Source organism: Orrella sp. 11846 (genome assembly GCF_048820935.1).
Taxonomy (GTDB): domain Bacteria; phylum Pseudomonadota; class Gammaproteobacteria; order Burkholderiales; family Burkholderiaceae_B; genus Algicoccus.
Genome location: NZ_JBMERD010000001.1, coordinates 101,653 through 126,694 on the forward strand (window position 1 = coordinate 101,653; position 25,042 = coordinate 126,694).

General features: G+C 48.9%; 24 protein-coding genes and 1 pseudogene. 19 read left to right on the forward strand and 6 right to left on the reverse strand.

Translation table 11 applies throughout. From position 1 onward, the window contains the following. The first annotated feature begins 91 nt into the window (after positions 1–91). From bamA to ACOI06_RS00555, 8 genes are all read left to right on the forward strand, one after another. The gene (gene bamA, locus ACOI06_RS00520; RefSeq protein WP_420660714.1) at positions 92–2,377 is read left to right on the forward strand and encodes an outer membrane protein assembly factor BamA; all 2,286 of its coding nucleotides are present in this window, start codon (positions 92–94) and stop codon (positions 2,375–2,377) included. Between the two features lie 169 nt (positions 2,378–2,546). Next, positions 2,547–3,059, forward strand: coding sequence for an OmpH family outer membrane protein (locus ACOI06_RS00525; RefSeq protein ID WP_420660715.1), 513 nt, complete (start codon positions 2,547–2,549; stop codon positions 3,057–3,059). 12 nt (positions 3,060–3,071) lie between these two features. Further along, entirely contained in the window at positions 3,072–4,181 is a 1,110-nt protein-coding gene (gene lpxD / locus ACOI06_RS00530) for a UDP-3-O-(3-hydroxymyristoyl)glucosamine N-acyltransferase (RefSeq protein ID WP_420660475.1), read from the forward strand. Positions 4,182–4,277: 96 nt separating this feature from the next. Next, positions 4,278–4,730 carry a 3-hydroxyacyl-ACP dehydratase FabZ gene (gene fabZ, locus ACOI06_RS00535; protein ID WP_420660476.1) on the forward strand — a complete coding sequence of 151 codons (453 nt, stop codon included), beginning with the start codon at positions 4,278–4,280 and terminating at the stop codon, positions 4,728–4,730. After that, positions 4,730–5,524 (forward strand): acyl-ACP--UDP-N-acetylglucosamine O-acyltransferase, encoded by a 795-nt coding sequence (gene lpxA / locus ACOI06_RS00540; protein ID WP_420660477.1) that lies wholly within the window; start codon positions 4,730–4,732, stop codon positions 5,522–5,524. Before fabZ ends, lpxA begins: the two co-directional genes overlap by 1 nt. Next, positions 5,521–6,738, forward strand: a complete 1,218-nt coding sequence (lpxB, locus tag ACOI06_RS00545; RefSeq protein ID WP_420660478.1) for a lipid-A-disaccharide synthase — start codon at positions 5,521–5,523, stop codon at positions 6,736–6,738. Before lpxA ends, lpxB begins: the two co-directional genes overlap by 4 nt. Next, complete coding sequence (gene rnhB / locus ACOI06_RS00550; protein ID WP_420660479.1) at positions 6,738–7,391, forward strand: ribonuclease HII; 654 nt, start codon at positions 6,738–6,740, stop codon at positions 7,389–7,391. Before lpxB ends, rnhB begins: the two co-directional genes overlap by 1 nt. Next, entirely contained in the window at positions 7,388–8,194 is an 807-nt protein-coding gene (locus ACOI06_RS00555) for a TrmH family RNA methyltransferase (protein ID WP_420660481.1), read from the forward strand. The genes rnhB and ACOI06_RS00555 overlap by 4 nt, the downstream gene beginning before the upstream one ends. 10 nt (positions 8,195–8,204) lie before the next feature. On the opposite strand, the gene ppsR is transcribed toward ACOI06_RS00555, so the two are convergent. Continuing rightward, a complete protein-coding gene (gene ppsR / locus ACOI06_RS00560; protein ID WP_420660483.1) occupies positions 8,205–9,041 on the reverse strand; it encodes a posphoenolpyruvate synthetase regulatory kinase/phosphorylase PpsR in 837 nt (278 codons plus the stop codon). 182 nt (positions 9,042–9,223) lie between these two features. Here ppsR and ppsA point away from each other — a divergent pair, with 182 nt between their 5' ends. Further along, the gene (gene ppsA, locus ACOI06_RS00565; RefSeq protein ID WP_420660484.1) at positions 9,224–11,593 is read left to right on the forward strand and encodes a phosphoenolpyruvate synthase; all 2,370 of its coding nucleotides are present in this window, start codon (positions 9,224–9,226) and stop codon (positions 11,591–11,593) included. Between the two features lie 92 nt (positions 11,594–11,685). Here the strand turns inward: ppsA and smpB are convergent, their stop codons facing one another. Beyond that, positions 11,686–12,153 (reverse strand): SsrA-binding protein SmpB, encoded by a 468-nt coding sequence (smpB, locus tag ACOI06_RS00570; protein WP_420660485.1) that lies wholly within the window; start codon positions 12,151–12,153, stop codon positions 11,686–11,688. Between the two features lie 57 nt (positions 12,154–12,210). Between smpB and ACOI06_RS00575 the strand changes: the two genes are divergently transcribed. The 4 genes and pseudogenes from ACOI06_RS00575 to ACOI06_RS00590 all read left to right on the forward strand — a co-directional run bounded on the left by ACOI06_RS00575 (position 12,211) and on the right by ACOI06_RS00590 (position 15,577). Further along, complete coding sequence (locus ACOI06_RS00575) at positions 12,211–12,642, forward strand: type II toxin-antitoxin system RatA family toxin (protein WP_420660487.1); 432 nt, start codon at positions 12,211–12,213, stop codon at positions 12,640–12,642. A 348-nt stretch (positions 12,643–12,990) separates the two neighbouring features. After that, positions 12,991–14,030, forward strand: a pseudogene (gene iscB, locus ACOI06_RS00580) (RNA-guided endonuclease IscB). 55 nt (positions 14,031–14,085) lie between these two features. After that, positions 14,086–14,463, forward strand: a complete 378-nt coding sequence (locus tag ACOI06_RS00585) for an RnfH family protein (RefSeq protein WP_420660488.1) — start codon at positions 14,086–14,088, stop codon at positions 14,461–14,463. Beyond that, the gene (locus tag ACOI06_RS00590) at positions 14,453–15,577 is read left to right on the forward strand and encodes an enoyl-CoA hydratase/isomerase family protein (RefSeq protein WP_420660489.1); all 1,125 of its coding nucleotides are present in this window, start codon (positions 14,453–14,455) and stop codon (positions 15,575–15,577) included. The genes ACOI06_RS00585 and ACOI06_RS00590 overlap by 11 nt, the downstream gene beginning before the upstream one ends. Before the next feature lie 134 nt (positions 15,578–15,711). Here the strand turns inward: ACOI06_RS00590 and ACOI06_RS00595 are convergent, their stop codons facing one another. After that, positions 15,712–16,671: a YgfZ/GcvT domain-containing protein gene (locus ACOI06_RS00595; RefSeq protein ID WP_420660490.1), complete on the reverse strand. Its 960-nt coding sequence runs from the start codon at positions 16,669–16,671 to the stop codon at positions 15,712–15,714. Between the two features lie 242 nt (positions 16,672–16,913). Between ACOI06_RS00595 and mltG the strand changes: the two genes are divergently transcribed. The 6 genes from mltG to ACOI06_RS00625 all read left to right on the forward strand — a co-directional run bounded on the left by mltG (position 16,914) and on the right by ACOI06_RS00625 (position 22,705). Then, positions 16,914–17,981, forward strand: a complete 1,068-nt coding sequence (gene mltG, locus ACOI06_RS00600; protein WP_420660491.1) for an endolytic transglycosylase MltG — start codon at positions 16,914–16,916, stop codon at positions 17,979–17,981. 53 nt (positions 17,982–18,034) lie between these two features. Further along, positions 18,035–18,670, forward strand: a complete 636-nt coding sequence (tmk, locus tag ACOI06_RS00605; RefSeq protein WP_420660492.1) for a dTMP kinase — start codon at positions 18,035–18,037, stop codon at positions 18,668–18,670. Between the two features lie 10 nt (positions 18,671–18,680). After that, positions 18,681–19,727: a DNA polymerase III subunit delta' gene (gene holB, locus ACOI06_RS00610; RefSeq protein ID WP_420660493.1), complete on the forward strand. Its 1,047-nt coding sequence runs from the start codon at positions 18,681–18,683 to the stop codon at positions 19,725–19,727. A 2-nt stretch (positions 19,728–19,729) separates the two neighbouring features. After that, positions 19,730–20,518 carry a TatD family hydrolase gene (locus tag ACOI06_RS00615; RefSeq protein WP_420660716.1) on the forward strand — a complete coding sequence of 263 codons (789 nt, stop codon included), beginning with the start codon at positions 19,730–19,732 and terminating at the stop codon, positions 20,516–20,518. 11 nt (positions 20,519–20,529) lie between these two features. Further along, on the forward strand, positions 20,530–21,219 hold the full coding sequence (locus tag ACOI06_RS00620) for an ankyrin repeat domain-containing protein (RefSeq protein ID WP_420660494.1): 690 nt from the start codon (positions 20,530–20,532) through the stop codon (positions 21,217–21,219). An 88-nt stretch (positions 21,220–21,307) separates the two neighbouring features. Beyond that, on the forward strand, positions 21,308–22,705 hold the full coding sequence (locus ACOI06_RS00625; RefSeq protein WP_420660496.1) for a dihydrolipoyl dehydrogenase: 1,398 nt from the start codon (positions 21,308–21,310) through the stop codon (positions 22,703–22,705). Positions 22,706–22,836: 131 nt separating this feature from the next. Here ACOI06_RS00625 and ACOI06_RS00630 read toward each other — a convergent pair whose 3' ends face one another. The 3 genes from ACOI06_RS00630 to ACOI06_RS00640 all read right to left on the reverse strand — a co-directional run bounded on the left by ACOI06_RS00630 (position 22,837) and on the right by ACOI06_RS00640 (position 24,866). Then, a complete protein-coding gene (locus ACOI06_RS00630; RefSeq protein WP_420660498.1) occupies positions 22,837–23,613 on the reverse strand; it encodes an RsiV family protein in 777 nt (258 codons plus the stop codon). Positions 23,614–23,690: 77 nt separating this feature from the next. After that, positions 23,691–24,347 carry a glutathione S-transferase N-terminal domain-containing protein gene (locus ACOI06_RS00635; RefSeq protein ID WP_420660499.1) on the reverse strand — a complete coding sequence of 219 codons (657 nt, stop codon included), beginning with the start codon at positions 24,345–24,347 and terminating at the stop codon, positions 23,691–23,693. Positions 24,348–24,359: 12 nt separating this feature from the next. After that, entirely contained in the window at positions 24,360–24,866 is a 507-nt protein-coding gene (locus ACOI06_RS00640; protein WP_420660500.1) for a glutathione peroxidase, read from the reverse strand. Positions 24,867–25,042: the final 176 nt, after the last annotated feature.

Genomic DNA, 25,042 nt, shown 5'->3' on the forward strand with positions numbered 1-25,042 from the left:
GCCGAGGAAGGGAACGAGATAGGTTATGCAAGGAAAAATCAATAAAAATCGTCGTCATTCTGGACGTCAATCAGCGCGATATTTAAGGGCGATGGCGCTATCGCTGAGTTTGACGATGCCGCTGGTGACCTATGCATTTACACCCTTTGTGGTGAAAGATATTCGGGTTGAAGGCATTCAACGTACAGAGGCTGGTACTGTCTTTGCCTATGTGCCGGTTAAAGTCGGTGAGCGTTTTACAGAAGAGATGGCAACCGAAACCATCCGTGATCTGTATGCCACTGGATTTTTTAATGATGTCCAGATCAGTACGGATAACAATGTGGTTGTCGTGCGCGTGCAAGAGCGTCCGGTGATCGCATCGGTGAGTTTTTCTGGCATGAAAGAATTTGAAAGCCCTGCGATTATTGAGACGCTTGCTTCGGTCGGCTTTGGAGAAGGGCGGATTTTTGACCAAGCCATGTTGGCGCAAGCCGAATTCGAGTTGAAACAGCAATATTTGGACAAAGGAAAGTATGGGGTTGAGATTACGGCCACCACCACCCCTTTGCCTCGCAACCGTATTGGTGTGAACTTTGATATTTTTGAAGGTGATGTCGCCAAAATCCGAGAAATCCGTTTTGTTGGAAACTCGGTTTTCAGCGACAGTACACTGCGCGGTCAAATGCAATTGACGACACCGGGTTATTTAACTTGGTATACGCAAACCGATCGCTATTCTCAAGAAAAACTCCAAGCTGATATCGAAGAGATTCACTCCTATTATGTGGATCGCGGTTATCTGGAGTTTCGGATTGAGCCACCGCAGGTGACGATTTCACCGGATCGTGATGGTATTTACATCACGATTACAGTACATGAAGGCGAACAATACCGGGTCGGTGACATTCATCTGGCCGGTACATTGATGGGACTCAATGAAGAAATCGAGGCGCTGATTAAAGTTAAATCGGGTGAGATTTTTTCTGGTCGTAAAGTGAATGAGACTAGTGAAGCGATTCGCGACTATCTGGGTTCACTCGGTTATGCATTTGCCAACGTCAACCCAAGCCCAATTGCGGATCACAAAACTCGCGTAGTGGATTTGTCGTTCTATGTCGATCCCAGTAAACGTGTTTACGTTCGCGGTATCAATATTTCTGGAAACGAACGGACCCGAGATTCAGTAACGCGACGTGAGATGCGTCAGATGGAATCGGCCTGGTATGACGGTGAAGCGATAAAGCTTTCGAAAGATCGAGTTGAACGTTTGGGTTACTTCCAGGATGTGAATTTCACAACCGAACCTGTGCCAGGTAGCACGGATGAGGTAGATATCAACATTGGATTGGAAGAGCGTCAAACCGGTGCGATTAACTTGGGTGTGGGTTATGGCCAAACCGAAGGGGTGATTCTGAGTGCCGGTATTTCTGAAGACAACGTATTCGGAAGTGGGACATCGTTGTCATTGGGTGTCAACACCAGCCAAAGTTCACGTTCTTTCGTTGTGACACATACTGATCCGTATTGGACCAAAGACGGTATTAGTCGCAGTCTTTCGGCCTACTACCGAACAGTGACACCGTCACTGAGTAACCCGGGTAACTATAAGCTTCGCTCGATTGGTTTTGGAACTAACTTCGGGATTCCCATCACGGAATTTAACCGTGTTTACATGGGTGCAACCTTTGAACACAACTCGCTGTCGCTTTATGGCGATTCACCCAAGGCCTACACAGATTATGTGAATTCTTATGGTGAGTCGACCAACAGCGTGATTTTTGATATCGGTTGGTCACGCGATACACGTGATAGCGCCTTGGATCCAAACAAGGGCAGTTTCACGCAGCTGAATGCAAGTCTGGGTACGATGAGCTTGAAATACTATATGCTCAGCGCTCAACACCAGTACTATCAGCCCATTGGGCGAGATTACACATTGGCGTTTAATGCCATGCTGGATTATGGGAATGCCTACGGTGGTGGCAGCGACACCCCATATCCTGTCATTAAAAACGTGTATGCGGGTGGAATCGGGACAGTTCGTGGTTATACGGGTAACTCCGTGGGTCCGAAGGATATTCGGACAGGCACTTTCTTAGGTGGGTCTAAGCGAGTAGTCGGAAGCGTGCAGTTTTATTTCCCATTCCCGGGGACGCAAAAAGATCGTAGTTTACGAATGTTCGTCTTTGCAGATGCCGGACAGGTCTTTGGTTACAACGGAGCGGGTGATATCAACCCCAACCTGAGCTTTGGAGATCTGCGTTATTCTGCAGGTATTGGTCTGGCTTGGTTGTCACCGATGGGACCATTGCAGTTGGTTTATGCCAAAGCTCTGCGTAAACGCGAAGGCGATAACCCGCAAGTTTTCCAGTTTCAAGTCGGTACAGGATTCTGATTGCCTCATCATTAGAGCATCATGAATTCACGATTCGTCAAAGTTTTAATAGAAGGTAGAAATAATGCAAGTAAAAACCAGACAAGCTCAAAAAATCTCTTTGAACACATTGTCCACTCATGTGTCGAGCTTTACAAAAACGATCGCATTCACGGCTGTCGCTGGTGCGATGGCCTTGGGATCAGTCTCGGTTGCATCTGCTCAGGATAAAGCCGCAGCAACAAAAGCCGCTGCCGCAGAACCCTTTATTACGAAAGTGGGTTTTGTGAATACCCAGCGTATTTTGAGTGATTCAGAACCTGCCAAATCTGCACAGAAAAAAATTGAAGCAGAATTTGAAAAGCGCAATCAAGAACTTCAAAAATCTGTGGATAAACTTCGTGAGCAAGCTCTGAAGTTTGAAAAAGATGCACCTGTCATGCCTGAATCGGATCGTAACCGTCGCCAGCGTGAATTGGGTAACATGGAAGCCGATTTGCAGCGTAAACAGCGTGAAATTCAAGAGGATTTCAATCGTCGCCGTAACGAAGAGTTTAGCGATATTATTGAAAGCGCAAACGTTGCGATCAAAGCCATTGCTGAAGAAGATCAGTGGGATTTGATTATTCAGGATGCGGTCACTGTCAGTCCTCGTGTTGATATTACCGATCAAGTGCTGGAACGCCTTAGCAAGAAAAAATAAGCGATTCACACAATGCCACAAGTTCTGTCAGCGCAAGTCGCGCCAGATTTAGACACGCTTGTCCAATCCATTGCACAACAAGTACCTGATCTGGTTCAGAAAGTGATTCCGGGTCGGGTGCATGGTGCATCGGTGCGTGTTCAAGGGATTGGTTCGCTGGCACACGCCGGTCCGACGGAATTGTCGTTTATTGTCTCGGCGCGTTACGCTCAAGAATTGGAATCCACCAAAGCGTGTGCTGTGGTGATGGAGCTGGAACTCTTTGAGCAACAACAGCAAAGTGGAGCAGTGTTGGATTATGCTTGCATTGTGAGCCCACAGCCTTATCTGTTCTATGCACTGGCTGCAAGCTGGTTTGAAAAAGCTGCACAACCTGTGGTGAAACCCGGCATTGATCCGCGTGCAAGTGTCAGTGCGCAAGCGGTGATTGATCCGACTGCTGTGATTGGACCCAATGTCATTGTGGGTGATCAGACTCGAATCGGTGCTGGCGTACAAATTCATGCCAATACGGTGATTGGTCGCCATTGTGAAATTGGCGCAAATAGCGTGCTTTATCCCAACGTGACCCTGTACGATCGCGTGCGTGTTGGTGAACGAGCAGTGATTCATTCCGGCGTTGTTCTAGGGGCCGATGGATTTGGGTTTGCGCCCAATCCCATGGCTGGACCTGGTGCATGGGGAAAAATCGCCCAATTAGGCGGTGTACGTATTGGTGATGATGTTGAAATCGGTGCCAATACAACCATCGATCGGGGTGCTTTAGAAGATACGACCATTGGCAATGGTGTCAAAATCGACAATCAAATCATGATCGGACACAATTGCCAGATTGGTGATCACACGGCCATGGCAGCCTGTGTGGGCATTGCCGGCTCGACCACGATTGGTGCGCGTTGTATTATCGGCGGTGCAGCGATGTTCGCCGGCCATTTGACGGTCACAGATGATGTGCAAATTTCAGGTGGTACTGCAGTGACCAGTGATATTCGTAAATCAGGCCGTTACACAGGTGTGTTTCCTTTGGCTGAACATACAGCTTGGCAAAAAAATGCCGCTGTTTTAGGCCAACTCTCTGTGCTCAGACGACGACTGCGCGAACTTGAACGACAAAAAGATTAAATTCGATCCGTTGAAATTGATTCCTTTAAAGCTGAACGGATTGTGAATTGAACTTCTAAAACTAGCAGGGTGTGCCTGCTCTGATTGAGACCTATCATGCAATTAGATATTAAAGCCATTCTCGATTTGCTTCCGCATCGATATCCCATGTTATTGGTGGATCGGGTGATCGACATGGAGCCGGGTAAATCGATTACAGCCATTAAAAATGTATCGATGAATGAACCTTTTTTTAATGGCCATTTCCCAGGTCATCCGGTTATGCCAGGTGTTTTGATTCTTGAAGCGATGGCGCAAGCGGCTGCCGTTTTTTCATTTGTAGATGAAACGGGTCTGAAGGCAACCGATGAAGAGTTGCTTTATTACTTTGTGGGTATTGATGGTGCTCGATTCCGTCGTCCTGTGGTTCCAGGCGATCAGTTGCGACTCGAAGTGCAAGCCTTGCGCTTGAGCCGTACGATCTGCAAGTACGAAGCGGTTGCTAAAGTGGATGATCAAGAAGCCGCGCGTGCAACTTTGATGTGCGCCATTCGACCCATGAGCCCCTAATGACAATCAACATTCATCCTACCGCCATTGTGGATCCCAATGCGCAAATTGCAGCGGGTGTCACGATTGGTGCTTATAGCATTGTGGGTCCCAATGTTCAGATTGGTGCAAATACACGAATCGGTGAACACTGTGTGATTGATGGACATACAACGATTGGTCAAGACAACGTGTTTTATCGGTTTTGTTCGATCGGAGGTATGCCGCAAGATAAAAAATACGCAGGTGAACCCACGCGACTGGAAATTGGCGATCGCAATACAGTCCGTGAGTTTGTGACCTTTAACGTAGGTACGACACAGGACGTGGGTGTGACTCGTGTCGGATCTGATAATTGGGTCATGGCCTATGTGCACGTAGCCCATGATTGTCAAATTGGTAGCCAAACCATCTTGGCCAATGGGGTTCAAATGGGTGGGCATGTCCATATTGGTGATTGGGCCATTGTGGGTGGCTTAGCTGCGGTTCATCAGTTTGGCAAGATCGGTGCGCATGCCATGGTGGGTGGGTCTAGCGCTTTACACAAAGATGCACCTCCATTTGTGATGGCGTCCGGCAACCCGTGTGTGCCTGTTGGCATTAATGTGGAAGGTTTGCGTCGACGTGGGTTTACGGCAGCTGAAATTACGGCACTTCGTGATGCCTACAAAATCATTTATCGTCGTGGTTTAACTGTGGATCAGGCGTGTGAAGAAATGCAAGCACGCCAAGCGCAAGAACCTGAAGTGGCTGCGGTTCTTGACACCATGCTGAGTTTTCTGCGCAACAGCCAGCGCGGTATTATTCGCCCATGACACGGCTCGGACTGGTTGCCGGCGAACCGTCCGGTGACCTTATCGCAGCCCAGCTTTTGGCGGGGCTGCAAGTCCGCGAACCTGACCTTCAGGTTGATGGGATTGGCGGGCCAGCGCTGGCTAATGCTGGTATGAACTTATGGCATCCTATGGCGGCTTTGTCCGTGTTTGGTTATGTGGATGCGCTGAAATCTTTGCCTCGTTTAATCCGTATTTATAACGATGTTAAAAACCGCTGGTTGCGTGACCATCCTGCTTTGTTTTTAGGTGTCGATGCGCCTGACTTTAATTTGCGTCTCGAAGAAAAATTACGCGCTGATGGCATTCAAACAGTGCAATTTGTGAGTCCATCGATTTGGGCTTGGCGCTACGAACGCATCCATCAGATTCGACGTGCTGTCTCTCACATGCTGGTACTTTTTCCATTTGAAGTGGATCTGTACGAGAAAGAAGGCGTGCCTGTGACCTATGTCGGACATCCATTGGCGGATATCATCCCTGAAACTGTTGATGTTCAAATGATGCGTCAGTCACTGGGTCTGAATGAAGCCGTCGCATACAGTGAAGATCCGGTGGTGGCCATCATGCCGGGTAGTCGAACCTCAGAAATTAAATTGCTGGCTCCTGAGTTCTTACAGGCAGCACAACGTTTTGCGAAAGATTATCCGAACGCACAGTTTCTTGTACCGATGGTGAATCAAGAACGTCGTGCGCAATTTGATGCGTTGTTGGCACAATATCCTGTACCGAATCTGCACATTTTGCAGGCAGACCCTAATGCGCCCCAAGCCGGTCGTGATGAGCAAACCTGGCCCATGTCTTGGAAAGCCATGGCGGCTTGTGATGTGGCGCTTGTGGCAAGCGGCACGGCAACGCTTGAGGCCGCGCTTTTTAAACGACCCATGGTCATTAGCTATCGTTTAAGTCCGATGATGCGTCGGTTGATGGCGTTTAAGTCAGGACAAGAAGGTCCTAGTGTGCCTTGGGTTGGACTGCCTAACATCTTAAGCTCAGAGTTTGTTGTGCCGGAATTACTGCAAGATGACGCCACCGCAGAAAACCTTGCCAATGCGCTTTTAGAATTATGGAATGATGCCACCCGCAAAGCTAAGATTCAGCAGCAGTTCATTGCCTTGCATCATCAGTTGCGTTGTAATACGGCACAAAAAGCCGCGCAGGTGATTTATGACCTGCTCCAAAACGAGACACCTTGATGAATGTAATGCAACCAAGTCTCTTCTCTACTGATCCGAAAACCGAATCTTTTGACGAATTGGGTGAGCCTAAGCGTCTTTGGATTGCAGGCGTGGATGAGGCAGGACGTGGGCCTTTAGCTGGTGATGTCTTTGCAGCCGCTGTGGTGTTAGATCCTGAGCGTCCCATAGGGGGTTTAGACGACTCTAAGCGTCTCACAGAAAAGCGTCGCAATGAGCTTGCGCAGCAGATTCGTGAGCGCAGTCTTGCCTGGGCATTGGGACAAGCAAATGTGCAAGAAATTGATGCGCTCAATATTTTACAAGCGACGATGCTGGCGATGAAACGGGCTATTTTACAAATTCAGGTGCCGCTCGCTGAAGTTCTGATTGATGGGAACAAAGCCCCTGAAATTGATATTCCAACACGTTGTATTGTTGGTGGAGATGCGAGTATCGCAGAAATCTCTGCCGCCTCTATTCTGGCTAAAACAGCGCGCGATGCGTCCATGCAGACTTTACATGCGCAGTATCCTGAGTATGGTTTTGATCAACATAAGGGCTATGGGACGGCGTTGCATCGGGAGCGTTTGCTAACGCTTGGTCCCACACCTGAACATCGTCGAAGTTTTGCACCTTTGCGCCAGTGGCTCTTGAATCAGTCATCCTCATGAAATACATTGAATCGCGTCATAATCCTCTCTATAAAGAATGGATTCGGAACCGTCGCCTAGCAGGTCGACAAGGCCATCCGGTTTGGTTAGAAGGTCCGCATTTGTGCGAAAGCTGGTTAATTAACGAGCATCCACTTCAATGGCTTATTGTGGATGAAGCGCGCCGGGACCTCCCAGAAATTAATTCATTGATTCAGATGGTTCAGATTCGTGGTCAATCTGATCAGATTCTGGCTTTGAATACACAGCTTTTTAAAAATCTATCTGATGTGCCAAGTCAGCAGGGTGTTTTATTAATCGCGCCTAAACTCCAACAGGCTTTGCCGCAGTCGTTAACCCAGTCCGTGGTTGTTTTGGATGGTGTGCAAGATCCTGGCAATGTGGGTGTGATTTTGCGTATTAGTGCGGCGGTGGGTGTAGGAACTATCATCACACAAAGTGGAACAGCCGCTTGTTGGTCGCCCAAGGTGCTGCGCAGTGCACAAGGTGCGCATTCGGGCTTACAGATTGTTGAAGATGTGGATGTTGTAGTCTGGTTAAGTGATTATCGGCGTGAGGCAAACCGATTGCCGATTCTGGTGACCACACTTGAAGAAGCTAGTGATTTATATGCCACCAAGTTGCCTGACCAGGGTATTTGGGTTTTTGGGCATGAAGGGCAGGGTGTTTCACCAGAACTAACTGCGCTTGCAGATTTGCGTATCCGGATTGACCATTCCACTCAGTATGTGGAATCACTCAACGTGGGGGTGGCTGCTGCTCTTTGTTTGTTTGAGCAGCAGCGGCAAGGACGACATTCATAAACTGTCGTCATCAATAAACAATGCGTTGATCCTGTTTCATTGCTTGTAGAACTGTTGTGGAAATCTCTTCAATCGATTTAGTCGTCGTCGACAAAGACGGAATGCTCTCGATCCGCATCATGCGTTCGGCTTGCATGACTTCATAACGGCACTGTTCAATGGATGCATATTGACTGTCAGGACGACGTTCGTTGCGAACTTCAGACAAACGTTCTGGCTGAATCGTTAATCCAAATAGTCGTTTCCGATAGGGCACTAAGGTCGATGGTAGTGTGCCGCGCTCAAAATCCTCAGGAATCAAAGGAAAGTTAGCGGCTTTGACGCCATATTGCATTGCCAAATAAAGACTGGTTGGGGTTTTTCCGCAACGGGAGACACCCACTAGAATCACGTCTGCTTTAGCGAGGTCTTGTACAAACTGACCATCATCGTGAGCCAAGCTGTAGTTGATCGCGTCAATTCGATTTCTATATTGCTCGGACGTGCCGCCCATATGGGAGCGTCCAACAGAGTGGGTCGATTTGACGTTTAAATTCTCTTCAATTGGTGCGACAAAGGCTGCAAACAAGTCCAAAAACATGGCGTTGGCTTGTTTGACACGGGCTGAGAGCTCTGGGTTAATCACAGTGGTAAACACAATTGGCAGGCCAGATTCTGTCGCAGCTGTTTTATTAATACGATTGATGGCCTCGTCAGCTTTGTCGAGCGTATCGACAAAAGGAATCCGAATCTGAGTGAATTCTACATCCTCAAATTGAGACAAGACGGAGTGGCTAAAAGTCTCTGCCGTAATACCCGTACTGTCAGAAACAATAAAAACAGTTCTTTTGATTGATTCGTTGTTCACATCAGATCCCATATCGTGTGCGTTCGAGTAGTACAATGCACTGCACAAAAACAACGTGAGTGCTGTAACCGTAAGTCAGTTTGACTTGGGCTGTACATCCATAAGGTCAGTTTGATGAGTGTAGCGCGACCAGGCGCACATTGATCAAACTTACTTTTTTATTTGCTATTAAGGATGACACCATGTCATATGTAATTTCATTTGAGCATCTTCGGATGACCGACGTTGAGACCGTCGGGGGTAAAAACGCCTCACTGGGCGAAATGATCAGCCAATTGGCTGGTGCAGGCGTGCGAGTGCCAGGTGGTTTTGCCACGACAGCACAGGCATTCCGAGACTTTCTCAGTCAAACCGGTCTCGATAAAAAGATTGCCGATCGCCTCTCCACATTGGATCCTGATGATGTACGTGAATTAACCCAAGCGGGTACGCAAATTCGCGAATGGATTATTAATGAACCTTTGCCCAAACAGTTGGAAGCTGATATTCGCACAGCTTTTGCAGAACTGGATAAAGACGGCCAAGGCTCTTTTGCGGTGCGCTCATCAGCCACAGCTGAAGATCTTCCCGATGCTTCTTTTGCAGGTCAGCAAGAAACCTATTTGAACGTCGTTGGCATTGACGAAGTGATTGAAAAAATCCATCTGGTTTTTGCGTCACTGTATAACGATCGCGCTATCTCTTATCGTGTCCATAAAGGCTATGCCCATTCCGATGTCGCTTTGTCGGCTGGTGTGCAGCGCATGGTGCGTTCTGATTTGGGTAGCGCGGGCGTGATGTTCACGATCGATACTGAATCAGGCTTTCCGAATGTTGTCTTTATCACCTCGTCATACGGTCTGGGTGAGACCGTGGTGCAAGGTTCAGTGAACCCAGACGAGTTCTACGTCTTTAAACCCACTCTGGAAAGTGGTCATGATCCCATTTTGAGTCGCCGGATTGGTTCTAAGCTCATCAAAATGGAGTTTGATCCAGATCGCACGACAGGACACGCTATTCGTACAGTCGATGTGCCAGTTTCCGAACGTAACCGTTATTCATTGACGGATGAAGAAGTGACCGAATTGGCTCGTTACGCTGTCATCATCGAGCAACACTACAAGCGTCCCATGGACATTGAGTGGGGTCGCGACGGTTTGGATGGCAAGATTTACATCTTGCAAGCCCGCCCAGAGACTGTGAAATCGCAGCAAGTGAACCATGATGTTCAGTTGCGCTATCGCCTGAAGGCGACGGGTGACGTCATCGTTACAGGTCGTGCCATCGGTCAAAAAATTGGTGCTGGCCAAGTCCGTGTGGTCTCCGATCTGGCGGAAATGGATAAAGTGCAGCCTGGTGATGTCCTAGTGACAGATATGACGGACCCTAACTGGGAACCCGTGATGAAGCGTGCAGCTGCCATTGTGACCAACCGCGGTGGACGGACGTGTCACGCAGCCATTATTGCGCGTGAGTTGGGTATTCCAGCGGTTGTTGGATGTGCCACAGCCACAGATCTGCTTAAGGATGGTCAGTCTGTAACCGTATCCTGCGCAGAAGGCGATGAAGGTCGTATTTACGATGGCTTGATTGAGACTGAGGTTGAGGAAGTCCGTCGTGGTGAGATGCCTGAAATCGACGTCAAGATCATGATGAACGTGGGTAATCCACAGTTGGCCTTTGACTTTGCGCAGCTGCCCAACGAAGGAGTGGGTCTGGCACGTCTTGAGTTCATCATTAACAACAACATCGGTATCCACCCGAAAGCAGTTTTGGATTATCCCAATGTGGACCAAGAGCTCAAGATCGCGGTTGAATCAGCTGCACGTGGGCACGCAAGCCCCAGAGCTTTCTTTGTCGATAAATTAGCTGAAGGCATGGCCACCATTTCAGCGGCATTTGCCCCTAAAACGGTCATTGTTCGCATGTCTGACTTTAAGTCCAACGAATATCGCAAACTGATCGGTGGATCACGCTACGAACCCGAAGAAGAGAACCCAATGCTGGGTTTCCGTGGAGCATCCCGCTATCTGGCAGAAGATTTTGCGGAGTGCTTCCGCATGGAATGTGAAGCCATTCGCAAGGTGCGTGATGAAATGGGTCTGACCAATATGGAAGTCATGATTCCGTTTGTGCGCACTGTTCCTCAAGCTAAGCGCGTGACTGAGTTGTTGGCTGAACATGGTCTGGCCCGCGGTCAAAACGGTCTGCGTCTGATCATGATGTGCGAATTACCATCTAATGCGATTCTGGCTGAAGAGTTCTTGGAGTACTTTGACGGCTTTTCAATCGGATCAAACGACATGACGCAGCTGACGCTGGGTCTGGATCGTGACTCCGGTATGGAATTGCTGGCGAGCGATTTTGATGAGCGTGATCCTTCTGTGAAATTCATGCTCACGCGTGCAATTGAAGCTTGCCGCAAAGCGAACAAGTACGTTGGTATTTGTGGTCAGGGGCCTAGCGATCATCCTGATTTTGCGCACTGGTTGCGTGATCAGGGTATTGCATCCATTTCGTTGAACCCGGATACGGTGATCGAAACTTGGAAAGGTCTCGCACAAGGCGAGTAAGGTGTACCCGGGTGGATCGGCTTGCCGATCTGCCCGAATTGATTAGGGTTCTGGTCAGTTAGTTGCGGTTTGGTTGTGGTTTTGATGCGAGATTAGTCGTTGCGTGAAGATCGACGTGTGTCATGCTTCATGATGCGTTCACGTTCTCGTGCCCAATCTCGATCGCGTTCGGTATCGCGTTTGTCGTGTTGCTTTTTACCTCGACCCACGCCGATTTCGAGTTTGATGCGACCATTGCGGTAATGCAGATTGAGTGGCACCAGTGCATAACCTCGTTGCTCGACACGTCCAATCAGTTTGCTGATTTCGTCGGCTTTGAGTAACAGTTTGCGGGTACGCACAGGGTCGGGTCGGATATGAGTCGAAACCGTGGGAAGCGGACTGATATGCATACCGATTAACCAGATCTCGCCATCGCGAATGATGACGTAACTTTCTTTGATCTGAGCACGTCCGTCGCGTATGGCTTTAACCTCCCAGCCTTGAAGGACCATGCCTGCTTCGTATCGCTCTTCGATGAAGTAATCGTGAAATGCCTTTTTGTTGTTAATAATGCTCATGAATGGTTCGTACTCAAAACGTTAAAATCCTCCCATTCTAGCGATTTGTGAAATGTGATGCACTCAATCAACCGATCTGTCCTCGTTCCTTTTAGTGCCGCCCAGATGTTTGACCTCGTGGCTGCTGTCGACAAATACCCTGAATTCATGCCCTGGTGTGGCGGCAGTCAGATTCTGTCCGAAGATGAACAAGGGATGCGTGCTAGTGTCACAATCGCTCTGGCGGGAATTCGCCAGACCTTTACTACCCAGAATGTACACGACTATCCGAACTCAATTGAGTTGTCCCTAGTCGATGGCCCATTTTCTTCATTGAAAGGGCGCTGGAACTTCATTGCACTAGCTGATGATGCGTGTAAAGTGGAGTTTTCACTGACGTATGCGTTTTCGAGTCGTACATTGGAAAAAATTGTTGGACCCATCTTTAATCGGATTGCCAGCAGTTTTATCGACTCATTTACAAAACGGGCTGAAGCTTGTTATGCATAAGCCCGACGACGTCAACTACCCCTCCCTAAAGGAAGGGCTTGTGAAAGCAAGCCAGGTTGACCAGGGTCAGCGGTTTCGCACCGCTACGTTTGTAACAGGTCGCTAAGACCCACTCCGGGATGATTTCTCAGTCCCGGACACTGGAAGGTTTGGATCATGCTGGCGAAAGGTAAAGCGCCGAAGGTTCTCACTGCAGTACGTTGTGCTGGAGCCGGTTACCAACATTCCCGAGGGGAGATAGGGCGCAAGCCTTGCGTGACTAGGCCTATGTTGACACACAGGGGGCTTTGTTTTGAAAGGAGTTTCGTCATCGCTGTATATGTATTGGACAAGCGAGGCAAGCCATTGATGCCCTGCACTGAGAAACGAGCCAGGTTGCTGCTGGAGCGCGGGCGTGCGGGGTACACCGGAGGGTTCCTTTTGTGATTCGGTTGATTGACCGAACACAAGAGGACAGTGTGTTGCAGCCACTACGCTTAAAAATTGACCCAGGCAGCCAAGGAACCGGCATGACACTGGTGCAAGATAAAGAAATCATCGACACAGGCACCGATGAGATCATCCGTCACGTCAAAGTACTGAACCTGATGGAGCTGCAACACTGGGTCGATACGACCATGGCCTGGATCAAGCGTCTTCAGCGCTGGGCACCGCTCACGGCCTTGTCGTATGAGCAGGTACGCTTTGACATGCAAAAGCTGCAGAATCCCGCAATCACTGGGATTGAATACCAACAGGGCACATTGTTCGGATACGAAGTGCGCGAATACCTATTGGAAAAATGGAAGCGCTCATGCGCTTACTGCAAGGCGGTCGATGTGCCTCTGGAAGTCGAGCATATCCAGCCCAAATCAAAAGGCGGCAGTGATCGTGTGTCCAACCTGACGCTTGCGTGCCGTCACTGCAATCAGCAGAAAGGCAACCAACCCATCGAGCAGTTTTTGGCTAATAAGCCGGATGTGCTCAAACGCGTACTGGCTCAAACCAAGGCCCCCCTACGGGATGCGGCTTGTGTCGGCACGGTCTCTGCAGTCACCCATATTCACCGACCAACCCTACTCATTCAATGTACGAGCCGGGACAGCTACCAAAGAACCCGATTAACTCGGCACGGCTTTCCCCGTAGCTACCTAATGCGTCAGAAACAGGTACATGGCTTTCAGACCGACGATCGGGTCAAGGCTATTCTGCCTTCGGGCAAAAAAGTCGGAACTCACATTGGCCGCGTCGCTGTTCGGCAAATCGGCAGCTTCAATATCCAGACACAGACCGGTGTCATACAAGGCATTGGCCACAAATACTGCCAGTTACTCCAACGGGGTGATGGCTATGGTTACCACCTGATAGCACAACACAAGATGGAGGAAGCGAGAGACAGGGTGGTCTAATGACTACGCGCTATCCCTCCCGGCACTAAAGTACCGGGTTTCTCGCGCAAAATTGATGACAAAGCGTGTGTCTGTTCAAGCGGGTGCGCGACCTGAAAATCATGAAGTGAACCCGGATGCCTTTGAAGTCACGGTGTGTTATGCCGTGACCAGTGATCTTATCTGGTATAAGTCATGTTCGCTGACGCTGGGCGCCTGTGTACAGGACGCCATTGAGGCAAGCGGTTTTGAGCAGGCGTTTCGGGAAGTGGATTGGGTTCGGGCAGGTGTAGGCATCTATGGTCAGCGCTGCTCAGCCAATACGCAGTTGAACCCGAATGATCGGGTTGAAATCTATCGACCTTTGGTGTTTGATCCCAAAGAGTCCCGGCGTCGTCGCGCACAACACCGCAAAAAACAAATTGCTAAAGGAGCACGCTCGAATGGAAAATAGTTTGTTGGTTGAAACGATCAGCTGTACAGATGGTAGTTTGGTTGGGATTGCAACGTTAAATCGTCCTCAGGCGCTAAACAGCCTGGATCTGGAAATGACCCGTATCCTGGATAAAGCGCTCAAAGACTGGTCGCAACAACCTGAAGTGGTTGCGGTGATTTTCCGGGGGGCTGGTGAAAAAGCGTTTTGCGCAGGTGGTGATTTGCACAGCCTGTACGACACGATGATTGAATACAAAGGTCAACCTGCCAGTGCCAATGAACACGCCAACCGTTTTTTTGCTGAAGAGTATGAGCTGGATTATTTGATCCATACGTACCCCAAACCCATCATTTGCTGGGGGGATGGCATTGTAATGGGCGGTGGTATGGGTCTGATGGCGGGTTGTAGTCATCGGGTTGTGACTGAAACGTCGCGTCTTGCCATGCCAGAAATCAACATCGGTTTGTTCCCGGACGTGGGTGGCTCCTGGTTGTTATCCCGTAGCCCAGGTCATACAGGCCTCTTTTTGGCGCTCACAGGGGCCTTGATCGGTGCTTCTGATGCCATCTATTGTGGATTTGCGGATCATGCGCTCGCCCGCGACCAATGGGAGCCTTTGTTGCAAGCGTTGCAAAGCACGCCTTGGGCACGCACAGCCGAGGATTTCCAGAAAGTCACTGATTTAATTCATGCATTGCCATCCATTGAGTTGCAGACCGGTCCTTTGGAGTCTCATCGCGCACTGATCGATCGGATCTGCCAGGAATATGACCTTGAGCGTATCGGTGTGAGTATTGCGGCATTGAGCCAGAATGAAGACAAATGGCTCTCCAGAGCAGGCCAGACTTATATGAATGGTTGTCCAGGCACAGCACGCTTATCGTGGGAGTTGTTGAGACGCGCCCGCCACATGTCATTGGCAGATATTTTCCGCCTGGAGTTTGGCGTGGCCGTGGAATGCGCAGCTGCGGGCAACTTCCAAGAAGGCATTCGTGCGGTGCTGATTGATAAGGACAGACAACCTAAATGGGAGCCCGCCACACTCGAAGAGACGGCAGGTGATTGGATGGCACCGTATTTTGCATTGAGCATTGACGATCCATCCCATCCATTGGCGACATTAGGACGTTAAAACTCGCTGACCTGATTTAAATGCGTTATTAAAGTAATGAACGGCTGATTCGTTTTGATGGCGAATCAGCCGTTTTAAATGGGCGGCTCATTTATATTGAACAAGCTTGTGCTTGCCCAATCTGAGGCGTTGAATTACTCAGCCGCTGTGCTGTAGGGCAGTGCCACGAGCTCAATCGCTTGTGCACCGTCTTCATTCATAACGGCAAGCTTTTCTGGATCTAGCTTGTCTAGGGGAGCTTCAAACAGAACAACGGCGTGTGCACCTTGATTGATTTGAGCCGTTTGAATCACGCGACCAACGGGTCTGTCGGATGCATCTTTCTCAACAATATCGGCGGCGGGTGCAAGTTCAATATTAGACTCCAGCGTTTGTCCAGCGTGCATACGACGTCTGACTTGCGTCCGGTAGTGCGCACGTGCGACAACTTCTTGACCTGGGTAACAACCTTTCGAGAAGCTCACGCCATCAATCAAATCCATGTTGAGCGATTGTGGGATAAATAAATCGCGCGTACTTTCAGCAATCCAAGGCAGTCCCGCCAGAATGTCTTGTGCTTGCCAGTCTTGATTGTCTGCAGGTTTGAGTTGACCCTCAAAAGCCATTGGCTTGTCGGTGGGACGTACAAGCCAAGCCCGAGCCTCATCTGTGTTTTTGGAGGGTGCGCGAGTGATCTGTCCCTGTTCGGTTGTGATGGTTTGCCAAACTGTGTCTGGTAAGGATGGCCAGTCGGCTTGGACAGCATCGGCAGACCAGTTTAATCCTAGAATACTTAGATCGTCTCTAACGGTAAATGTGGCTTTGCTGCGCATCACGAACATTCGGATACGTTTTAAAAAGCTCTCAGCCAAATCGGCTCGAATCAGTATACGCACGTCTTCTGCAGTGGGCCCTGGCAATAAAATCATGGTTGCCAGTAATCGGCCTTTTGGGCTGCAGTAGCCTGAGAGCGCTGCACGACCTTGGCTCAGAAGCTGTACATCTTGTGTGAGTTGTGATTGTAAAAAAGTGATTGCGTCGGCACCTTGCACTTCAATACAAATGATTTCCGGGCAAGAAACGAGTGTGGCAACCCCCGATTGCTTTGCTTGCATATTTTTTCCAGTTGTTCAGTTCATCAAATGCACATGGCAATGTCAACGATCAAGCACGGCAGTTCAGTGCATCGACCGCCAACATTGTGGTAGCTATGGCAAAATGATACCTACGTTCGGTGGTCAATGGTGGCAAACCCGTCCTAAGACTGGGGCTGCTGCTTCTCAGTTTGTTCGATTCGCCATCTTCCTTATCTCAACTGATTAGTTGCTATTGGCACGAGTCTGGAGCTGCTTTTTCAATGCGTTGGATGATTAAAACTCTGCTGGTGCTGTTGTTGCTTGCTGTGATTGCCGCGGGTGCGCTCGCGGGCTATGCTTGGCACTGGGTGCATCAACCGCTGGCTTTGTCTGCAACAACAATCGATGTGCGAGTGGCTCGCGGTGCAGGCTTGGGTGCGATTGCTGACACCCTGATTGAGCACGGTGTCACCATGCCCAGAGAGGCGTTTATCTGGTTGGCTCGTCTGAGCGAGAAAGATCGTCTGATTAAAGCAGGTGGTTATCAGATCAGTGAAGGCGAAAGTCTCTGGGATGTACTCAATAAAATGGCAAGTGGCGATGTGTCTCAGCGTCAAGTGGCTTTTATTGAGGGGTGGACGGTTCCTCAGGTGTTACAAACGCTACAAAACCATCCGGATATTACAAAAACATTGTCCGATGAACTGCTAGCAGATCAAACAAAATTGAGTAAGCATTTGGGTTTGAATGAGACCTACCTAGAAGGATGGTTGTTTCCAGATACTTATTTATTCCCTGTTGGATCGACCGATGAGGAAATTCTGCGTCGTGCTGTGCGTACGCAGCAAGAAATTCTACAAAAAGCCTGGGATGAGCGCGAAGAAGGCTTGCCCCTGAAGTCACCTTATGAGGCGTTGATTTTGGCATCCATCATCGAAAAAGAAACTGGCCGTCATGCCGAAAGAGCGCGCATTGCCGGTGTTTTTATCAATCGCTTAAAAACTGGGATGCCATTACAGACCGATCCCACGGTGATTTACGGCATGGGTGATTTATATCAGGGTCGCATTCGTAAAGCGGACCTACAGCGAGATACACCTTGGAATACGTATACGCGCAATGGTTTGCCACCGAGTCCGATCTCGACAGTCAGTCGCGCTTCACTCGAAGCTGTTTTACATCCTGAGGCGCACGATTATTATTATTTTGTGGCACGCGGTGATGGCAGCAGTGAATTTGCTAAAAATCTGCGCGATCACAATCGCAACGTGTCTATGTATATTTTGGGTAAAGGTAAACCACCGGCCAAGCCGCAGTCTGACACGGCTGGCGACAAAGCTCGTCCTTGATGTCATACACGGGTAAGTTGGACCTATTTATTTAGAAAGGAGCACTGAAGATTGTGAAGACCACAAGAGGTCGTTTTTTAACCCTAGAAGGTGTAGATGGTGCGGGTAAAAGTACCCATCTGGAATGGGCCGCCGAGCATCTCAGACAACTGGGGATTCCAGTGCTCTTAACTCGTGAGCCTGGTGGTACACCGTTGGGTGAGCGTTTGCGTGAGATTTTACTCAGTACGCCGATGGCGCTTGAAACAGAAGCGCTTTTGATGTTTGCGGCCCGTTGTGAGCATCTTCGCACAACAATTGAGCCCGCGCTCGCACAAGGGACCTGGGTGGTTTGCGATCGCTTCACGGATGCGAGCTTTGCATATCAAGGGGCAGGGCGAGAACTGGGTACAGCCCGCATCAAAGCGTTACAGCAATGGGTACATCCTAATCTTCAGCCTGATCGCACTTGGTTGTTTGATCTTGACTTAGGAACAGCGCGCCAGCGGATGACCGGTAGCCGCGATTTGGATCGGTTTGAGCGCGAAGATGCCGCTTTCTTTACGCGAACCCGCGGAGCCTACCACCAATTAGCTCAAAACGAGCCGAGCCGGTTTTTAGTGATTGATGCCAGTCAGTCGATTGAAGCGATTCGTGATGAGCTCGGCGTAGATTTAGATCGTTTGGCACGATCGAGTTCAATCTCTTAGGAAAGCTCGTTTGAATCTCGCTTATTACCCTTGGCAACGTGATTTTGCACAAATATGGCTTGCGCAACAGGATCAAATGGCCCACGCCTGGTTGTTTCATGGCTTAGAAGGCATTGGCAAACGGCAGCTCATTTTGGCGCTGGCAGCACGCCTTTTATGTGAAACACCTTCAGGGATTGATGCCTGTGGTCAGTGTCAGTCTTGTTTGTGGATTAAGCTGGGCCATCATCCAGATTTGATGCGAGTGCGACCTTCTGCCGTTGAGATTCAAGAAGCGCTTGATAACCCTCAGGAATCAATCGAAGTTGACAAGCCTCGTAGTTCAACGACCACCAAGCCGTCATCGCACTTGCTAGTTGATCAGATCCGTGCGCTTGAGCCCTGGTATCATCGCAGCACGCATCGATCAGGCTGGCGCATTGTGCTTTTATATCCGGCACAAGCCCTGATGGTTGAAAGTGCCAACGCTTTACTCAAGTCGCTTGAAGAGCCGCCCCCAAATACGTTGTTCTTATTGTCTACGCCCACACCCGATCGGCTGTTACCGACCATTCTGTCGCGTTGCCAACGGCGTCTACTCCCGACGCCGGATATACAGGTGTCCCAAACGTGGCTGAAAGCGCAAGGTGTTCAAAACCCTGAGTCCTGGCTCGCAATGGCGGGTGGGGCGCCTGTGCAAGCGCAGTTGCTGTCACAAACCATGGACAGCCCGTGTCCAGGCTGGTTGCAGACTTTAATTACTGATTTGGCCAGACAAGGTCAAACCAATTTGGCTGCGATTCAGACAGCTTTACAGGATGTGGAAGCCACCGCTTGGTTGGATAGTTTGCAGCGTCTAGCCATTGACTTGTGTCTGAGTTGTGCGCAGCAACCTGTGCGTTATCTTGTGACCTTACAAGCGCCGATTCAGGCATTGGCAGCACGTCAGCCGTTGACCCAGTGGATGCATTGGCAGCAATGGATTACAGAACAGCGCCGTTTTGCGCAACATCCTTTTAATGCACGGTTGTTTATCCGTGCTTGTTTACAGAAATTAGTGGATACCGTTCATTCATGAGTATTTTTATTGACTCACACTGTCATGTGAATTTTGATGCGCTGCGTGATGATTACCCAGCCATTGCCGAAAAAATGAAACAAAATGGTGTGCAACAAGCCCTGTGCGTCAGTGTCAATCTGCCCGATTGGGATAGCATGATGACCATGGTCGATGCACAACCCACGCTCTGGGCGTCCGTCGGTGTGCATCCGGGTTATGAGGATGCAATCGATCCAACGATTGATGATTTAGTCACACGTGCGCAGCATCCTAAAGTGGTCGCCATTGGTGAGACGGGGTTAGATTATTACTATGCGAAAGGTGATTTGACGTGGCAGCGTGAGCGATTTAGAACCCATATTCGGGCTGCGCGTGAGGCGCAGTTGCCTTTGATTATCCATACGCGTGATGCCGTTGAAGACACTTTACGCATCATGGAAGAAGAAAAAGCCCATGAAGTCGGTGGCGTGATGCACTGTTTCACAGAGTCTCTGGAGATGGCACAGGCTTGCATGGCGATGGGTTTTTACATCTCTTTTTCTGGGATTGTGACTTTTAATAGTGCCAAAGATCTTCAGGAAACAGCCAAATCGATTCCGCTAGAGCGTATGCTGATAGAAACAGATTCACCTTATTTGGCGCCTGTGCCATATCGTGGCAAACAGAACGATCCTTCCAAAGTGATCCACGTAGCTGAAAAACTGGCCGTCTTGAAGTCTGTCAGTCTTGATCAGATTGCGCAATCCACAACTCAAAATTTCTTCAATCTTTTTAATAAGATAGATGAAAAACATCATGTTAAACATTAAGAAGAGTTAATATGACATATTTCAGTTTAAGAAAATCCTATATCTATTTGTTTTTATTTACTTTGTTGATGTCATTTAGCTTGATATCTCAGGCACAAACCTCTCCGACTTCTAAAGACTTTTGGATTGATGTAGCCAATGATCGCAGTGATCGAGTGCGTACGCAATTGAATAGTGGGCTCGATCCAAATGTTCGCACAGAAATCGGTAATCCGCTGATTATGCAAGCAGTGCGCGATGGTGCGTGGGGTGTGTTTGATGTGGTCTTGGCGCACCCACAAACTGAAATTGACATTATGAATGGTTACCAGGAAACGCCTTTGATGTATGTGGCGCTCGTGGGCGATCTTGAGCGCGCCAAAAAACTGGTGGCTAAAGGTGCACAGATCAATCACCTAGGATGGACACCTTTGCATTACGCAGCAGCGAAAGGGCACGCGGATGTCGTGGAATATTTGCTTGGACTAGGCGCCATGCCCAATGCACCTGCACCCGATGGTACGACACCCATCATGATGGCTGCTCAAACAGGTGGCTTGACGGCTGTGCAAATTCTGCTTAAAGCTGGTGCGGATCCTGAAGCCATCAACCTCAGTGGAGAAAATGCAGTGGCCGCAGCTAAAAATGGTGGGCATAAGGATTTAGCCAAGGCCTTGAGCGATGTGATTAGTAAGCGCGATGCACAGCGCCAATCCAATTAAGAATGTCAGTCTTTGTCAGCTTTGGGCGCCGGTATGACAAAATAGAGCGCTTTCAATTCTCAAGTTGATTTGACCTTATAGGATGCAGATGAAAACAATTCAAACCGATGTCGCTATCATAGGAACGGGCACCGCAGGCATGACCGCTTATCGAGCCGCTGCTCGGACAGGCCAAAAAGTGCTTTTAATCAATGGCGGACCCTATGGTACGACCTGTGCTCGTGTGGGCTGTATGCCTTCCAAACTCCTGATTGCCGCAGCCGATGCGGCTCATGCAGTGCGTACAACGCGAGATTTTGGGGTGTATGTAAACGGTGATGTGGAGATTGACGGTGTCGCCGTCATGGATAGAGTCCGACGCGAGCGCGATCGTTTTGTGGGGTTTGTGTTAGAGGATGTCGAAGGCTTTCCTGAAACGGACCGTTTGGTTGGCTATGCGCGTTTTACCGGACCGAATACGCTACAAGTCGAAGACCACACACAGATTCAGTTTAAAAGTGCTGTGATAGCGACTGGATCCGCACCTTATATTCCTGAGAGCTTTAAGACCCTGGGTGATCTAGCGATCGTCAACGATGATGTGTTTGACTGGCAAGACTTGCCTGAAAGCGTGGTCGTCTTTGGACCGGGCGTGATTGGTTTAGAGCTGGGTCAGGCCTTGTCACGTCTGGGTGTTCGAGTTCGTGTCTTTGGTGTGAGTGGATCGCTTGCCGGGCTGACGGATCCCGTTGTACGAGAAGAAGCCAAAACCATTTTTCAGAAAGATTTCTACTTAGATACGAAAGCCGAAATCTTGGAAACATCCCGAGTGGATGACCAGGTTCGCGTACGCTATGTGAATTTAGATGGTCAGGAAGTGACAGAATCGTTTGATTATGCACTGATGGCCACGGGTCGACGTCCCAACCTTGCGGTACTGGATCTGTCCAAAGCTGGCATAGAGGTCGATGAATCTGGTTTGCCAAGCTTTAATACGCAAACGATGCAAATCGAAGACAAGCCAGTTTTTATTGCAGGTGATGTCAACGGCTATCTACCTTTATTGCATGAAGCCGCTGATGAAGGTTCGATTGCGGGTTTGAATGCAGCGAAGTATCCGGATGTGCAACCTGGGTTGAGACGTGCACATTTGGGCATTATCTTTACAGATCCACAAATTACGACCGTGGGCCAAGGGCCTCATGAGCTGGTGGAAGGGCAGTATGTAACCGGTTCTGTGAGCTTTTCGAATCAAGGTCGTTCACGAGTCATGCTTAAAAATCGTGGCGTGCTCCATTTATATGCAGAAAAACAAACGGGCCGTTTTTTAGGAGCACAAATGGTTGGACCTAGTGCGGAGCATCTTGGTCATCTGTTGTCATGGGCGGTTCAGCAAAACATGACGATTTCGCAGATGCTGCAAATGCCGTTTTATCACCCTGTGATTGAAGAAGGCTTGCGCACTGCCTTGCGTCAGACTAGCGCGGCGTTAAAGAAAGCAGACTAATCAGAAACAGATTGTAAACATATTGGGCTGCGGGTTTAGCAGCATTGAAAAACCGCATAACTTCCTGAGATTTCAAGATTTATGCGGTTTTTATTTGAAGGTTAAATGCCTTTAACTCTGGCTTAAGCGTCTTACGATCTGCCAGCTTTCAGAAACTCAGGCTTTAAAACACCTTGGAGTTCAGAGTAGGGGATCGTCAGGCTAGGTTGACCCATGGAACCGGGACCCAACACGTATTTGGCAAATGTGACCGTTAAGCCATTGGGCATCAGAGCGACATTATCCGTTGTCGCAAAAGGCCAGGTTTTTACGAAATCATCGATGTTGTCAATGTTGCCTTGTTTTTTCTGTTCAGCCAACCATTTTTGATGTTGCGCTTTTAGACGCGCTTCAAAAGCAGCTTGTGCATTGGGTAAGAGCATGGTTTCAAGCGTTGCAAAGGCGGGCGCGCCGGTAAGCCAGTTCACATACTGACTACTGGGTTCACCATGTGCACCGCCTGTGTCGATGTAATGCTCTAGGTTTAAAACAACCAGATTGTGCTGATTGCGCAAAACGTCTGTTTCAAGAAACTCGATAGTTCGCCAAGTGGCATGACGGTCAAAGTTTTTGATCAATGCGTCTACTGAATCAAAACCCGCAGGTTTTTCCGTCAGACTGCTGGCCATTGACAGCAGTTTTTGGTTCACCTGACGAGAAAATGCTTCTTGTTTATCAAACTGAACCGTTGAAACCTGAAGCTGTGCACATCGATCTTGCTGACAAGGGCCTGTGACGAACTGCTTGAGTTCGGTATAGGCCAGTGGACTTGTATCGTTTTGTGTGGCGATAGGCTGGGCAAGCGCAGAACCTGAAAAGGCCAGAGCAACACCCGACATCAGAAGAGGCAGTTTTTTAAACGAAGACATAAAAAATTTTCCTTAACAATGCATAGAGGGCGTCAAATAGACACCCTCAGAATACGCAAAGTTCCCGAATCTGCCAATTACCGACGATTTAATGGCGTTGCTTTTTCGCTGATAGTCTGACCTATTTCGTAAACGCGTTGGGTTGCCGGTCGGCTCGCAATGGCATCAAACCAGCGGGCCAAATTCGGGAAATCATCCAGATCCTGCTGCTGGCGCTCATAGGAATTCACCCACGGGAAACAAGCCATATCGGCAATGGAGTATTCGTCCACAATGAATTCACGGCCTTCGAGGCGTTTATTCAAAACACCATAGAGACGAGCGGTTTCCTTGACGTAACGGTCGATAGCATAAGGAATGCGTTCAGAAGCAAAGACACCAAAGTGATGGTTTTGTCCGGCCATGGGGCCCAAGCCACCCATTTGCCAGAACAACCACTCAGAGATTTGCAAGCGTTTGCGCCAATCGGTACTGGTGAATTTTCCTGTTTTTTCAGCTAAATACATCAGAATCGCGCCAGATTCAAAGACAGAAACAGGACCGCCACCTTGGGTAGGCTCGTGGTCAACAATCGCAGGAATGCGGTTATTGGGGGAGATTTCTAAAAAAGAAGGTTGAAACTGTTCATCCTTACCGATATTAATCGGATGAATAGTGTAGGGCAGTCCAGTTTCTTCGAGAAAGAGTGCGATTTTCTGACCATTGGGTGTCGGCCAGCAATAAAAGTCAATCATTGTGTGCTCCGTTTAGTTTTGTTTGTTGATTAAAAGTTGCTCAATTTGTTGTTTAAGAGAGATGGGTGGGGTCTTTGGCCCAAACCGTTGAACATTCTCGCCAGAACGATCAATCAGAAATTTGGTGAAATTCCACTTAATGGCTTTTGTGCCCAGTAACCCAGGTGCTTTAGACGTCAACCATGTAAAAAGAGGTGCCTGGTTTGAGCCTTTCACATCCATTTTGGATAAGAGCGGAAATTGCACGTCGTAGCGCGTTTGACAAAAATTTAAGATCTCATCTGATGTTCCAGGCTCTTGTTGGCCAAACTGATTGCATGGCACACCTAAAACAACCAAGCCTTGTGATGCATAATCAGCAAATAATTGCTGTAACTGAGCATACTGAGGCGTAAAGCCGCAACGGGAAGCGACATTGACGATCAGAACAACTTGCCCCGCATGTTGTGACAGAGGGTAAGGTTGTCCGTGAATATCATTCACCACAAAATCAGTGAGTTTGTTTTGTGTCAGCGTCAAAATAATCCTTTGGTCGCGTTGATGCGATGTCGAAATTTATTTGGGTCACATGGGTTGTACTGATTCAGATTGCGTTTTAAGTGCCAACTCTGATTCGCAGTCAGCATAGATTCTCTCAGAGAGGACAACTCTAGACCAGTGTTTGCGCACAAGTGGTGTGGTTGTCAGTCTACATC